The sequence below is a fragment of the Halopseudomonas maritima genome (assembly GCF_021545785.1).
GTDB lineage: Bacteria > Pseudomonadota > Gammaproteobacteria > Pseudomonadales > Pseudomonadaceae > Halopseudomonas > Halopseudomonas maritima.
The window spans coordinates 785,918-799,627 of the sequence record NZ_CP079801.1 but is presented as its reverse complement, the minus strand read 5'-3'; the positions used below and the strand labels follow the sequence as shown (position 1 = coordinate 799,627).

Annotated in this window: 11 protein-coding genes; 6 read left to right on the top strand and 5 right to left on the bottom strand. The window is 63.0% G+C overall.

Annotation, left to right across the window (positions count from 1 at the left end; translation table 11 throughout):
- Positions 1–366: 366 nt before the first annotated feature.
- Together HV822_RS03650 and HV822_RS18140 are read right to left on the bottom strand one after the other, a co-directional pair.
- Entirely contained in the window at positions 367–1,476 is a 1,110-nt protein-coding gene (locus HV822_RS03650; RefSeq protein WP_238872392.1) for a DUF2855 family protein, read from the bottom strand.
- A gap of 12 nt (positions 1,477–1,488) precedes the next feature.
- Positions 1,489–1,614, bottom strand: coding sequence for a hypothetical protein (locus tag HV822_RS18140; protein ID WP_275419402.1), 126 nt, complete (start codon positions 1,612–1,614; stop codon positions 1,489–1,491).
- Positions 1,615–1,740: 126 nt separating this feature from the next.
- Between HV822_RS18140 and HV822_RS03645 the strand changes: the two genes are divergently transcribed.
- Entirely contained in the window at positions 1,741–2,133 is a 393-nt protein-coding gene (locus tag HV822_RS03645; RefSeq protein WP_238872391.1) for a TetR-like C-terminal domain-containing protein, read from the top strand.
- 2 nt (positions 2,134–2,135) lie between these two features.
- Here HV822_RS03645 and HV822_RS03640 read toward each other — a convergent pair whose 3' ends face one another.
- Both HV822_RS03640 and exaA read right to left on the bottom strand, forming a co-directional pair.
- Complete coding sequence (locus HV822_RS03640) at positions 2,136–2,801, bottom strand: pentapeptide repeat-containing protein (RefSeq protein WP_238872389.1); 666 nt, start codon at positions 2,799–2,801, stop codon at positions 2,136–2,138.
- Between the two features lie 48 nt (positions 2,802–2,849).
- Positions 2,850–4,706, bottom strand: a complete 1,857-nt coding sequence (gene exaA, locus HV822_RS03635; protein ID WP_238872388.1) for a quinoprotein ethanol dehydrogenase — start codon at positions 4,704–4,706, stop codon at positions 2,850–2,852.
- Between the two features lie 403 nt (positions 4,707–5,109).
- On the opposite strand from exaA, the gene pedF reads away from it, so the two are divergent.
- Together pedF and HV822_RS03625 are read left to right on the top strand one after the other, a co-directional pair.
- Entirely contained in the window at positions 5,110–5,520 is a 411-nt protein-coding gene (gene pedF / locus HV822_RS03630; RefSeq protein WP_396265139.1) for a cytochrome c-550 PedF, read from the top strand.
- Between the two features lie 4 nt (positions 5,521–5,524).
- Complete coding sequence (locus HV822_RS03625; protein ID WP_238872386.1) at positions 5,525–6,412, top strand: substrate-binding periplasmic protein; 888 nt, start codon at positions 5,525–5,527, stop codon at positions 6,410–6,412.
- Between the two features lie 65 nt (positions 6,413–6,477).
- Here HV822_RS03625 and HV822_RS03620 read toward each other — a convergent pair whose 3' ends face one another.
- Positions 6,478–6,675, bottom strand: a complete 198-nt coding sequence (locus HV822_RS03620) for a hypothetical protein (RefSeq protein ID WP_238872384.1) — start codon at positions 6,673–6,675, stop codon at positions 6,478–6,480.
- 273 nt (positions 6,676–6,948) lie between these two features.
- On the opposite strand from HV822_RS03620, the gene HV822_RS03615 reads away from it, so the two are divergent.
- The 3 genes from HV822_RS03615 (at position 6,949) to HV822_RS03605 (ending at position 13,687) form a co-directional block, all read left to right on the top strand.
- Positions 6,949–8,967: a TonB-dependent receptor gene (locus HV822_RS03615; protein WP_238872382.1), complete on the top strand. Its 2,019-nt coding sequence runs from the start codon at positions 6,949–6,951 to the stop codon at positions 8,965–8,967.
- Positions 8,968–9,164: 197 nt separating this feature from the next.
- A complete protein-coding gene (locus HV822_RS03610; RefSeq protein WP_238872380.1) occupies positions 9,165–10,943 on the top strand; it encodes a PQQ-dependent methanol/ethanol family dehydrogenase in 1,779 nt (592 codons plus the stop codon).
- A gap of 167 nt (positions 10,944–11,110) precedes the next feature.
- Positions 11,111–13,687: an insulinase family protein gene (locus HV822_RS03605; RefSeq protein ID WP_238872379.1), complete on the top strand. Its 2,577-nt coding sequence runs from the start codon at positions 11,111–11,113 to the stop codon at positions 13,685–13,687.
- Positions 13,688–13,710: the final 23 nt, after the last annotated feature.

The following is a 13,710-nucleotide window of genomic DNA, read 5'->3' as shown; positions in this document are numbered from 1 at the left end:
GAACGCCGGAGCATCGCGACGGTGGCCCCTCGAAGAGGGGTGAGGCCGCGCAGCGCCGAATAATCCCTGACGAAGTCTCAGACGGCACGGTCCCCCGACTAGCTGGGCGTTTTTGTTTGTCCGGAGGGTTCTCGGTGAGAACCCTCGTTCGACCGAGCCTGCCGTGCAGGCGAGGAACGCCGGAGCGCAGCGACGGCGGGCGTATCGACGCACCGCCCGAAGCGGTGAGGCGCCCCGCGCCGAGTAATCCCTGACGGGCTTTCAGTCAGCAGCGTCCGGCTAGGCTAGGTGGCCTTTGCGTTTTCAACCGTGGCGCTCAGGTCCGCTTTACCCGCTCCACCGCCTTGGCGACGGAACGGGGTGTGGTCAGTTGCTCTTCTGCGTAGCCGCGCCCAGGGTGACAATCACGCCTTCATCGGCAGCGAGCTGGCCTTTGCACACTGCGGGGTATACCTCGGCAAGGCCTTGCAGGCCGTTCACTTCCCGGGTTTTGAGCCAGCGACGGCTCCAGGCGGCGGCATCGCGCAGAAACTGCTGGCTGCGCTCGGCAAAACCCTGTGGCCCCCAATCTTTCATGCGCTTTTGAATATGTCCGGGCGCAAAGAAGAAGCTGCTGCGGTCGCTGCCGACGGTAAGCCTGGTTTGGGTTTCGTCCCAGTGGGTCAGGCCCACGCGCAGGCAGTAGCGCAGGTGATCGCCCAGGTGGGCGTGCAGGGCGTTGAGCATGCTGGCGTTGCCAGACATGTCGACGATCATGGTAGGTACTGATGGGTCGATATCCTGCAGCTGCTCATAGCCGACAACGCTGTCGTAGATACCGAGCTGTTGAACCAGCTCGCTGTTGCGGGCCGAGGTTACGCCGATGGTCGCGGGCGCCTGATCATCCTTGAACATGGCGTAACCCAGTCCAATACTGGTTTTGCTGGAGGCGCTGAGGATGATGACCTGCTTTGCATCGTGCCATTGGCTGTCTTGCAGCGAGTCCCAGATGCAAAAGGAGGTAATGTGCAGCGGCCACAGCAGCATGCGTTCTGGTTCTGTTGCCGGCTTGTAGCCTGGTTCGTTGTGCACTCGGCTGTAGCTGTTGTAGCCGGCTGGCAGCGCTGCGCGGTGCGCGCTGCCGTCTACCAGATGCTGGGCACTGATGCGGGTGGGCTGCATGGTGACTTCATGGGCCGGCGGAAAATAACCGAAAAGCCGTTCGCCTGTTGCAATCTCGGAGCAACGCGACTCGATGACGTCGGCAAAGCCCCAGACTGGAATCACACCCCAGCCCTCGCTCTGCTCGCCTAGCGGCGGAAAGAACTGCCAGTAGCCCAACTGGTCGCCAGCGGCGGCGTAGGTGATGTTGTTGGCGGTGAAGGAGAAGGCGTCGATGGCCAGGCGAATTTGTCCGTCATCCAGCTTTGCCGCTGGGGTGGCATCGACCAGTCGCTGGGTCAGAAAGTTATCTTTGCGAATCTGAAATTGCTGCACGGTACACCTCTGTTAGTTGATGGCGGTGAGAAAGCGCTGAAGTTTCATCATGGCGGGCATGGCGTAGGTGCGCGTGCGCTCGATGATAGCCTGCTTGTCAGCGTCATCGGGCGCGGCGCCCTTGACCAGCTTACCCATTCCGTCGAGACGGTTCTCCAATAGCCATGTGCGCAGGTCACGGTCCTGCGACCACTGTAGTCAGTTGCGTGATTGGGCAAGGGTACCACCGAGCACAGACGGTTTTTCCTGTCTCGTTTTTGGTAGTTGGCCTCTCCGCGCGAGCGGGTGTTGTTGGCGGCGCGTCGCTACCTGGAGACGGCGCAAACCTATGAGCCGCATTACGGGCTGATTTTTGGCAAGCTGGACGATAGCTACCAGCCCTCAGACGCGGCGCGCCTGGTCGGCTTGCGGGGCTTTGAGCGCTTGACCGAGTTGGTCGCAGGCATGTTGCCAAGCGATGCGAGCGCGGCCCAGCAACGCACCCAGGCGCTGCAGATCTGGGCGCTGATTCACGGCTTTGTGGGCTTGAAGAGTCACGCGGTTGGCGAGTTGGTCGATATGCGCTGCTGGAAGGAGCGTACGCTGGACGCGGTGGAGATGCTGATTGACGCCATTCTCGCCAGACAGCAGGCTGGGCGGCCTGCTGCTGGACGCTGACGTTACTCCCAGTCAACCGGACAGGCGGTGCAGTCGGTCATGGTGACGTTGAGGAAAGTGCCGTAGTGCAGGCGTGCGCCTTCGAGGTTGGCGTCGCTGAGGTTGGCGTGATTGAGCTTGGACTCCTGCAGGTTGGCGTCGCGCAGGTCTGCGCCGGCCATGTCCGCCTTGGGCAGCCAGGCCATCTCCAGGTTGGCCGCACGCAGGATGGCATTGTGCAGGGTGGCACCGCTGAAACGGGCGAATTCGAGGTTGGCCCCGGTAAAATCGGTGCCATTGAAACTGGCGCCTTGGGCGGTGAGGTTCCAGGCGCTGGCGCCCATGAAGTTGGCGCCGTCGGCATTGGCTCCGCGCATCGCGGTTTGCTGCAGGCTGGCACGGGCCAGGTTGGCGTTTTGCAGGTTGCCCTGATCCAGCCGGGCCTGATCGAGAATGGCGTGGCGCAGGTCGGCGCCGCTGAGGTTGGCGCCGGTCAGGTCTGCCTTGCGCAGGTCCATGTGGCGCAGGTCGGCGTCGCGCAGATCAGCCCCGGGGCAGTGGGTGCCGGGCTTTAGCGCGCAGCCGTTGATGTACTGGACATCTTCTTCAGCCAGGTCGGCGCTTTGGGCCAGCAGCTGAGCGCTGCCCAGGGCGAGTAACGTGGCACAGACGAGAGGAAGCTGTTTCATATCGGTCTCCAGAGCCCTGCCCGCGGGGCGGGCAGGGCGTGGCAGGGGTTACTCGTTGGCCCAGCTGGGCAGTTTGAATACCCAGAAGGAGCCACCCTGGGCGACTGGCTTGGTCAGCTCAGCCATATCGCCGCCCCACAGCGGAACCGCGCCGCCGTAGCCGGTGGTGACACCGATGTACTGCTCGCCATCCTGTTCCCAGGTGATCGGCGGGGAGATAACACCGGTACCGGTCTGGAACTCCCACAGCTGCTCGCCGGTTTCTGCGTTGAAGGCCTTGAAGTAGCCGTCACCTGTCCCGGTGAACACCAGGTTACCGCCGGTGGCAAGCACGCCAGCCCACAGCGGCAGGGGTTCTTTGTGTTCCCAGGCAACGTTGCCGGTCTGCGGGTCCATGGCGCGCAGGATGCCCACGTGATCGTCAAACATACGCTTGATGCGGAAGCCCATCCCCAGATACGCCGAGCCCTTGGTGTAGCTGACTTCTTCGGTCCAGTAGTCCTCTTTCCAGTGGTTGGCCGGTACGTAGAACAGACCGGTATCGCGGCTGTAGGCCATGGGGTTCCAGTTCTTGCCACCGAGGAAGGGTGGTGACACTTCAATGGCTTCGCTGCGCTCCTGACCTTCTTCCAGGCGTGGCGGACGCTGACCTTCGTTCTCGATCGGGCGACCGGTTTCCAGGTCGATGCCACTGGCCCAGGTGATGTTGTCGACAAACGGGAAGGCGTTCATCAGCTTGCCGTCTTCGCGGTTGACCACATAGAAGAAACCGTTGCGATCGGCGTGGGCGGTGGCCGGTACTTTTTCGCCGTCCTGATCGTAGTCGAACAGCACCAGCTCATTGTTGCCGGAGAAGTCCCAGGTATCGTTCGGAGTGTGCTGGTAGAACCACTTGACCTCACCCGTGCTGGGGTCAACGCCAACCTGGCCGGAGGTGTACAGGCTGTCGTAGTCAGCCGGGTCGCCGTCTTCCGGCGTACGCGCCCAGCCGTTCCAGGGAGCCGGGTTGCCGGCGCCGATGATGATGGTGTTGGTGGCAGCGTCAAAGCTGGCGCTCTGCCACGGCGCGCCGCCGCCCTGACTCCAGGCCTCGACCTTGCCGGTCGGTGAGTTCGGGTCGTCCGGCCAGGAAGGTGCCTTGATGTCGCCGGTGGGGGTACTTTCTTCGCCGTTCAGGCGACCCATGTGCCCTTCCACGAAGGGGCGCATCCAGACTTCTTCACCGGTCAGCGGATCGCGGGCAAACAGCTTGCCGACCACGCCGAATTCGTCACCGGAGGAGCCGTGGATCAGTAGCGCGCGGCCCGTGCTCTGGTCCTGCACGATGGTTGGTGCGCCGGTCATGGTGTAGCCAGCCTTGTGATCGCCAAACTTCTCGCGCCAGACCACCTTGCCGGTGTCTTTGTTCAGGGCAACAACGCTGGCGTCCAGGGTGCCGAAGAACACCAGGTCGCCGTAGATAGCTGCGCCCCGGTTGACCACGTCGCAGCAGGGACGAATGTCATCGGGCAGACGGTGCGAATAGCTCCACAGTCGGCGCCCGGTTTTGGCATCCAGCGCGAACATGCGCGAGTAGGAACCTGTAACGTAGATCACTCCGTCGTGAACAATGGCCTGGGACTCCTGACCGCGCTGTTTCTCGTCGCCAAAGGAGAACGACCAGGCGGGCGTCAGCTTGAACACGTTCTCGTCGTTGACCATGTTCAGCGGGCTGTAGCGCTGGGCGTTGGTGCCCAGGCCGTACATCAGCACGTTATTGGTGGTCATGTGGTCGTTGGCAATGTCGTCCCAGGTGATCGGGGTGGCGGCTACCTGATTGGCGGCCAGACCCAGGCTAGCGGCAATCACGATACCCTTGATTGCCTGGCTGATCGGTTTCAGCGAGGAATGTCTTGTTGTTTTCATGGCAGTTTTCCTGTCGATAGTTGGGGTGTTCAGCGGGGCTGATCCACGGCTCATGGTGGGCGCGTGGCTATCTCGGTCGATACGGAAAAATGCCCGGAGGCGCCGGGAAGAGTTCCCGGTTCGCTGGCACTTGGTAGAGGGTAAGAGGGAGCACTACTTTGGACGGAGAAAACGTGCTCTAAGGATTTGAAAGCTTTTATGCTTTTTGAAAAACGTCTTTAAAATCAGTTTGTTGGGTTTGTTTGGAGGCGGTTTCTACTACCAACGAACTAGGCCGCGGCCACCAAAGCAGCATTGGGGCCATTGCGGCGGCTTCCTACCATGGCCATCGACAGCAATGTATTTGCGCAATTGATTCGGCCACGAGGTGAGCAGTATGAACCATTACAAGAACACACTGAAGATGACCGCACTCGGCTTGGCACTGGCTGCAGGCCAGGCAATGGCTCATGGCAATGTCACGCCCCAGTCGGTAGACACCAAAGGACTCGAAGAGCTCGGCACGGAATGGCGCGACACCAACCCCTACCGTGAAGGTCACCCGCAGCACGATCTGGCCATCAAGGTAGGTGCCTCAGCCTATAACCAGAACTGTGCAGCCTGCCACGGCCTGGAAGGCATCTCCGGCGGCATCACGCCTGACCTGCGGTATCTGGAAGCCGGTGACTACGGCGACGAATGGTTCAAGGAACGGGTCATCAACGGCTCGGTGCGTGACGGCCGCGTCTACATGCCAAAGATGGCCGACTTCCTGAGTCAGGAAGCGCTCTGGTCCATCCGTACCTGGCTGGAAAGTGTCGCCGTGGAGCAATAATGCCATGATCCGCGCCTGGCTGTTTTGTCTCTGCCTGCTGCTGGGGCTGCCAGCGCAGGCGTACAACATCACGCACATCCGTGAATACGACGAAATTGTCGCCTCCGGTGAGCTGCGCGTAGCCCTGTATCAGGACTTTCCGCCCTACAGCTTCATGCAGAACGGCGAGCCCGCTGGCGTGGATGTTGCGCTCGCCAAGGGACTGGCCGAAGGACTCGGTGTGCGCCTCAGCATCCAGTGGATGCAGGCGGACGAAACCATTGACGGTGACCTGCGCAACCACCTGTGGAAAGGGCACTACCTGCGCCCCGGTGAAGTCGCCGACGTGATGCTGCGCGTGCCCTACGATCAGGACTTCAGCAACCGTCGCGACGAGCTGGGCCTGCCCAAGAACGAGCTGGTGCACATGTTCGGCCCCTATCAGCGCGAGCGCTGGCAGGCCGCGTTTGACCCTAGCAAGATCGACGGCGTGCCCAGCATCGCCATCTTCCAGTATTACCCGGTTGGGGTAGAGGAAGACTCGGTGCCCTCGTTCTATCTGGGCTCGGTGATGAACGGCCGACTGGCCGGCATGACCCATCACTACCGCACCCTCGGCGCTGCTTTTGACGCCATGCTTAAAGGCGAGGTCAATGCGGTGATGGGCACCCAGGCAGAAATCGACTGGCTGCTGGCGCAGCATCCGCAGGCCGGCATGCAACTGACCGAAAACGCCTATCCCAATATTGGTAAGCAGGTCTGGGAGTTGGGCATGGCGGTGCACGACGCCAACCGTCAGTTGGCCTACGCGCTGGGTGACGAGGTGGAAAGCATGATTCTGGATGGCCGCATGGCCGCCATTTATGCCGCGCACGGGCTGCGGTATTTGCCGCCTGATCGCTACGCGCAGTAATCGACTGATCTCCTTTGCCGGCCTCTGGGCCGGTTTTTTTGCGCGCAGGTTCTACTTTTGTGTGGTCATTGCTCGTTATCGTGCAGCTGGGTGGTTTGCTTTTCGCCTTCGTCGGCGAGCCAAGGGGGGGGCGCTTGCCCGGCCCCCTTAGCGATTCCCCCGGGCACCCGACTACGCGGCCCTTCGGGTTCGCTGCGTTGCTCGGTTGGGCGGGGGTGGCCGGCTAGGTAGCGGCAGAACTCGTCGCTCCGCTCCTCAGACATGCTGCGCCTCTTTTTCCCGTCAGCCCTGCGCTACTCGCCCGCGTAAACGGGAATTGGGGCCGTGCGCGCTGCATGTTTGGTTCCACTGTTTCGATGGTAACTACGCTCTGTGTCGGTACCGGACTGCTCGGCCGCTCTGCGGCCGGTGGTTCAATCACCGATTTACATTCAGGCAACGTTTTTTGCTTTTACTGTTACGTTATAACAAATATAGTATGCTCCCGCGGCGTGTCTGGCACGCCGTTGCCAATACCAAATCGAAAGGGAGCAGCCATGTTTTTAAGTAAGACGCCTTTGACTCTGGCGATGGCGGCGGTGGCCGCTGGTGTCTCTTCTGTGCAGGCGGCGGATGCGCCGATGGAGTTGCCGGCGTTGACGGTCAGTGCCAGTGCGTTGAATCAGACGCCTGAGCAAATGATTCAGCCGGCGGCGGTGCTGCAGGGCGAGGAGTGGTTTGCGCTGCGTGAGACCGGGCTGGCGGATAGTCTGGAGTCGCTGCCGGGTGTGCGTGCTGCGGGGTTTGGCCCGGGCAGCAGCCGGCCGGTGATTCGCGGGCTGGATGGGGCGCGGGTGCGGGTGCTGAGCGACGGCGCCGATGTGCTGGATGCTTCGACCATCAGCCCTGACCACGCGATCAGCGCCGATACCGCGTTGATCGAGCGAGTTGAAGTGCTCAAGGGCCCGGCCACGCTACTGTACGGTGGCGGGGCTATTGGCGGGGTGGTGAACCTGATTGATCGCCGGGTGCCGACCTATGTGCCGGAGCGCGGTTATGAAGGCGAAATTGATCTGCGGGCTAACACGGTCGCCGATGAGCGCGCTGGCTCTGCCGGATTGACCCTCGGCACCGGTGCCGTTGCGATGCGTATCGAAGGCGGCAAGAGTGAGGCTGATCCCTACCGCATCCCGGGCCATCCGTCCCGTCAGGAAGGCGCCTACAACGATACCGATACCGGCTCGCTGGGGTTGAGCTGGATCGGAGAGCAGGGCTATCTGGGGCTGGCCTACAGCCGCCAGGATCGCGAATACGGTCTGCTGGCGCATGAGCACGCCGACTGCCACACCCACGGCCCGGACTGGCATTGCGGTGGTCATGGGCATGGTCACGGCCACGACGACGATGAACACGCCGATGCCTGGATCGATATGGAACAGCGCCGCTGGGATCTGCGTGGCGAATATCAGAATCCGTTTGCCGGCGTCGAGCGCGTGCGCCTGCGGGTGGCTGACACCGACTACCGCCATCTGGAGATGGAAGGCGATGAAGTCGGCACCCGCTTTACCAATCGCGGTACCGACGGCCGTCTGGAAGTGACCCATGCCCCGATCGCTGGCTGGCGCGGGGTGATCGGCACCCAGCTGACCCGCCGTGATTTTGCCGCGGAAGGGGAGGAGGCGTATGTGCCGGCCACGCTGACTCACAACCGCGCGCTGTTCCTGCTGGAAAGCTATGAGGCGGGCGACTGGCTGTATGAGGTCGGTCTGCGTCAGGAGTGGCAGTCGGTCGAGGTGAAGGACGGTAGCGACGAAGCCGACCATCGTGGCACCTCGCTGTCGCTCGGCGCGACCTGGCAGTTCCAGCCGGATCTGGCGCTGTACGGCTCGCTGTCGCGCTCGCAACGTTTGCCGACCGCCGAAGAGCTGTACGCCAACGGTCCGCACGCGGCTACGCGCACTGTTGAGCTTGGTGATCCTGATTTGGATCAGGAGACTGCGATCAACGCTGAGCTGGGTCTGCGGCGCACCCGTGGCGCGGTCACCTTTGATGTCAGCGTGTACCGCAATGAAGTCGATGATTTTATCTATGCGGCTGATACCGGAGCCGATCCGGGTGCGGACTACCGCGTTGTCGAATACCGTCAGGCAGATGCCGTGCTGCAGGGGCTGGAAGGCAGCGTGAGCTGGCAGGCGACTGCCGCGACCGGGCTGACCCTGTTTGGCGACAGTGTGCGTGGCCGTCTCAAGGATGGTGGTGATCTGCCGCGCATTCCGGCTGATCGGGTTGGCGTGCGGCTGGATCAGCGCCTGAGCGGGGCAGTGTCTGCGCAGCTGGAAGCCAGTCAGGTGATGCGCCAGGACAATATCGCGGACTACGAGACCGAGACCGGTGACTACACCCTGCTGGGTGCGGGTTTGAACTGGCGTGGTCAGGTAGGCGAAAGCGATCTGTTGCTCTACCTGCGCGGCAACAACCTGCTCAACGAGAAGGCGCGTCAGCACAGTTCGTTCATCAAGGATGAGGTGCTGCTGCCGGGTCGCAACCTTACGGTTGGCGCGCGTTTCGTGTTCTGAGGCGGGCGGGTACTGCTACCAAGGGAGTAAGGAAATCACCCCTGCGAGCAATTGTTGGTATTGGGCTCTGAGCCAAGAATCGTGGCCAGAAGCAGGAAATTTTCCCGTTTCATCGTGTGGGACGTGTCGAGCGCTGCCAAGTATCGCTCGACGCAACCCGACTGCGCCAATACAACAACATCTCAGAGGTAGCAGCAATGACCAAACATGCCCGCTCTTCCTTTCTGTTGACCACGCTGGTTGCCGCCATGAGCGTCGCCGGCGTGGCTTCAGCCAATGTCACCAACGACGATATCCGTGCCGACGCCACCAACAACAGCCAGGTGGTCACCAACGGCATGGGTCTGCAGGGTCAGCGTTTCAGCACCCTGGATATGCTTAACACCGACAACGTCAGCAGCCTGCAGCCGGTCTGGGCTTTCTCGCTGGGTGGCGAAAAACAGCGTGGTCAGCAGTCCCAGCCGATGATCAAGGACGGTGTGATGTATATCACCGGCTCCTACTCGCGGGTTTTTGCGGTGGACGCCCGCACCGGTGCCAAGCTGTGGCAATACGACGCCCGTCTGCCCGACGGCATCATGCCGTGCTGTGACGTGATCAACCGCGGCGTTGCCCTGTGGGACAACCTGGTGATCTTCGGCACCCTGGACGCCAAGCTGGTTGCCCTGGACAAGGACACCGGCAAGGTGGTCTGGCGCAAGACCGTCGCGGACTACCAGGCCGGTTACTCGATCACTGCGGCGCCGCTGGTGATTGACGGCAAGCTGATCACTGGGGTATCCGGTGGCGAATTCGGCGTCGTCGGCAAGATCGAAGCCTACAACCCCTCCAACGGCGAACTGCTGTGGACCCGTCCGACCATCGAAGGCCACATGGGTTACACCTACGAAGACGGCAAGGCGGTCGAGGCTGGTATCTCCGGCGGCGAAGCCAACCAGTCCTGGCCGGGTGACCTGTGGAAGACCGGTGGCGGTGCGCCGTGGCTGGGCGGCTACTACGATCCGGAAACCAACCTGCTGTTCTTCGGCACCGGTAACCCGGCTCCGTGGAACTCACACCTGCGCCCCGGCGACAACCTGTACTCGTCTTCGCGTCTGGCGCTGAACCCCGATAACGGTCAGATCGTCTGGCACTTCCAGACCACCCCGCATGACGGCTGGGACTTCGACGGTGTGAACGAGCTGATCTCCTTCAACTACGAAGAAGGCGGCAAGGAAGTGAAAGCGGCCGGTACTGCCGACCGTAACGGCTTCTTCTACGTGCTGGACCGCACCAACGGTGATTTCATTCGCGGCTTCCCATTTGTCGACAAGATCACCTGGGCAACCGGCCTGGATGAAAATGGCCGTCCCATCTACGCCGATGACTACCGTCCGGGCGCACCGACCGAATCCGGCGACGCCGGCCGTCAGGTCTTCACCGCCCCGGCCTTCCTTGGCGGCAAGAACTGGATGCCGATGTCCTATGCCCAGAACACCGGCCTGTTCTACGTGCCGTCGAACGAGTGGGGTATGGACATCTGGAACGAATCCACCACCTACAAGAAAGGCGCTGCCTACCTGGGTGCTGGCTTCACCATCAAGCCGCTGAACGAGGAATACATCGGCGTGCTGCGCGCGATGGACCCGAAAACCGGTGAGGAAATCTGGCGCTACCAGAACGAGGCTCCGCTGTGGGGCGGCGTGCTGAGCACCCAGGGTAACCTGGTGTTCACCGGCAACCCGGAAGGCTACCTGATGGCGTTTGACTCGCGTAACGGTGAGAAACTGTGGCAGTTCAACACGGGCTCGGGTGTGATCGGCTCGCCGGTCACCTGGGAGATGGACGGCGAGCAGTATGTCTCCGTCATGTCCGGTTGGGGTGGTGCAGTACCGCTGTGGGGTGGCCACGTTGCCGAGCGGGTGAAGAACTTCACCCAGGGCGGCACCCTGTGGACCTTCAAGCTGCCAAGCAGCGCAGTAGTCAGCCAGCGCTAAACAGTCGAGAGTGCGCCTCGGCGCACTCTCTTCTCCTGCCAGTCGGAGGCTCTATCTCCGGCTTTTCACCGTCTGTCGCAGCAGCCTACTACTTTGGTATCGGTTTGTCGGGAGCCACTGCTGGCTGCGTTAACCTGAGCACTGGCTTCAACTCTGCGTGATCCGCCGTGCACCCGATACCTCTTGCCTCCCTGCCTGCCGACCAGCGCGATTACCAGCTGTACCGCGCCGGTAACGGCCTGTTCTGTCTGCTGATTCACGACGTCCACGCCAGCCAGGCGACGGCGGTTTATCAGGTTGCCGCCGGCAGCCATGCCGAACCCGATGATCTGCCGGGGCTGGCACACCTGCTTGAACATATGCTGTTTATGGGCTCGCAGCGCTGGCCTGCGCCAGGCTCGTTTCCGGCCCGGGTAGCGGAGTGGGGTGGGCGCTTCAACGCCAGCACCGCGCCTTATGCCACTCGCTTTTTCTGCTCGGTCAGCCCGCAGGGGCTGCAGCCCTGTCTCGCGCAGTTGACCGACATGCTGGCTGCGCCGCTGTTTGCACCCCAGCAGGTTGAGCAGGAACGGCGCGTCATCGACGCCGAGTTTCAGACCCGGCTGGCCGACGACGACATCCACGCCCAGGCGGTGCTCGCTACCCAGGTGCAGCCAGAACATCCGCTCAGCCGCTTTACCGCCGGCAACGCCCAGACGCTGGCCGGGGACGCCGCTGCGTTGTCCGAGCGGCTGAGCCAATGGCACGCGATTCATTACCGCGCCGGCAGCATGGCGCTGGTGCTGCACGGGCCGCAATCGCCCGAGCAGCTGCTTGCGCTGGCGCAGGACAGTGCCGACCAGTTGCTGGCCGGCCGCGCGCCCGAGCCTTTCGCTCTGCCGCTGTTTGCGCCAGGCCAGTTGCCGCGTCAGGTTGACTGGCAAGGTCGCAGCAGTCAGGCGCAGACGGTGTTGTTGTACCCGTTGCGTGAATGCGATGTGCACGGTGCTGCGGCGCATTGGCTGGGCGAATGGCTGAACAGCCCGTCGCCCGCCGGGGCGCTGGGTTATCTGCGAGAGCGAGGTCTGCTCGACGAGCTGCATGCCTCGCTGGAGGCTGATGTGGGCGGTCAGGCGCTGCTGCGTCTTGAATTGCACAGCGCTCACGCCGAACCTGAACAGGTGCTGGCCGGGCTCGACGGCTGGGTGCAGGCGATGCGCAGCAGGGACCCGGCCGAATGGCCGCAGGCGGCGCGCCGGGCACTGGCGCAGACCGCCTTTGATCTCGGCCCGCAGGGCGACCTGCTCGACAGCTGCCGCCGCTACGCCGAGCGGCTGCTGACGCTGCCCGCCGAACAGGTACTGGATGTGCCCGGCGTTGCGTTGCCGACCCTCGGCTTGGCCGACTGGCAGCAACTGCTCAGCCAGCTGGCGCCGAGCAATCGCCTGCTGTTGCAGCGCCTGCCACGCCTGCTCGGCGGCGAGCTATGTGCGCATACCAGCACCCGTTGGCAGGCCCGCGCGTTGCGGTCTAGCCCCGCTCCCACCGCCAATCTGGCCGGCCGTCTGGGACCCTGCCTTGGTCCGCTGGCCGAGGCACCAAAAGGGCTGCGCTGGTCATCGGTCGCGCCGGGACTGCGCTTGCATCGCTTTGCCCCGTCGAGTGGTGCGCTGCGCACTCGGCTGGCCTGGTGCTGGACAGACAAGGCCGCCACGCTGGCCGAGCGCCGTTGGCTGCAGGCTTGCTGGTCGCTGCAGAGCGAGGCGTTGGAGCAATGGGGCGCGCGGGTTGGGGTGCGTCTGCAATGGTCACTGGCGCCGGGCCAAGTGGTGCTGGATGTCAGTGGCCCGCAACGTCTGTTGCCGAGCTTTGTACGCGAGTTGCTGAGTCAGCTGCAGGCACCACCGGCAGCCAGTCAGCTGGCGTTGATTGAACGTCGCAGTCGCCGGTGGCTGCAGGACGAGCAGGATGCCTTACCCGCCTGGCGCCTGCTGCAGACGCTGGAGCAGGAGTGTGCAAACCGCGCACTGCGGTTGCGTGATCCGCTGGCGCTTTGGCAGGGGCTATGCGCGCAGGCGCAGATCCTTTGGCTCAAGCCTGACGGCTGGTCGGAGGGCGAGGGCTCGCAGCTTGCCAAGCTGCTGCTCAATCTCTGTCCGAGCCTGCTGCAGCCCTTTGTTTGGCGTTGCCCGTTGTCGCAGTTGCAACCGGGGCAACTGCAGGTCAGCGAAGTCAGCAGCAAGCACACCGACCGAGCGCAACTGCTGTACCTGCCGGCCGAAGACGACAGCCTGCAGGCAGCGGCCTGCTGGCGTCTACTGCACCACCGGCTGGCCGATCCGTTCTTCGCCGAGCTGCGCACCCGTCAGCAGCTCGGCTACTGGGTGGTGGCACGGCTGCATCGCCGCGCCGGGCGCCCCGGTCTGCTGCTGTTGGTGCAATCGCCGGACCGTTCGCACCGCTGCATCGAGTCGGCGGTCGATGTCTTTCTCGACCAGAGCCTGCAGGGGCTGGGCAGGCTGTCTGCCGATCAACTGCAGAGTCAGGCTGTGCATCTGGCGCAATTGCTTGAGCAGCAGCGCCAGCACCCGCAGCAGGGCTTTGAGGCGCATTGGGAAGATTGCCTCTGGCAGCGCGAAGACCAGCTGGCCGCCGAACAGCAGGCGTTGCTTGACCTGACTGCCGCGCACTGGAGCGCCTTTGTCAGCCGCCTGCCGCACAGCGCACGCTGGCGTTTGCTGAGTCGGCAGGCGGGCGCGGACTGAAACCGGGTGTTTTCTACTACCTC

What these genes read in the sequence shown, in the direction of transcription:
- pedF (WP_396265139.1), top strand. Translation starts at nt 5,110, where the DNA reads ATGACCGCACTCGGCTTGGCACTGGCTGCAGGCCAGGCAATGGCTCAT.
- HV822_RS03615 (WP_238872382.1), top strand. Translation starts at nt 6,949, where the DNA reads ATGTTTTTAAGTAAGACGCCTTTGACTCTGGCGATGGCGGCGGTGGCC.
- HV822_RS18140 (WP_275419402.1), bottom strand. Translation starts at nt 1,614, where the DNA reads ATGGGTAAGCTGGTCAAGGGCGCCGCGCCCGATGACGCTGACAAGCAG.
- HV822_RS03625 (WP_238872386.1), top strand. Translation starts at nt 5,525, where the DNA reads ATGATCCGCGCCTGGCTGTTTTGTCTCTGCCTGCTGCTGGGGCTGCCA.
- HV822_RS03640 (WP_238872389.1), bottom strand. Translation starts at nt 2,801, where the DNA reads ATGAAACAGCTTCCTCTCGTCTGTGCCACGTTACTCGCCCTGGGCAGC.
- HV822_RS03610 (WP_238872380.1), top strand. Translation starts at nt 9,165, where the DNA reads ATGACCAAACATGCCCGCTCTTCCTTTCTGTTGACCACGCTGGTTGCC.
- exaA (WP_238872388.1), bottom strand. Translation starts at nt 4,706, where the DNA reads ATGAAAACAACAAGACATTCCTCGCTGAAACCGATCAGCCAGGCAATC.
- HV822_RS03620 (WP_238872384.1), bottom strand. Translation starts at nt 6,675, where the DNA reads ATGTCTGAGGAGCGGAGCGACGAGTTCTGCCGCTACCTAGCCGGCCAC.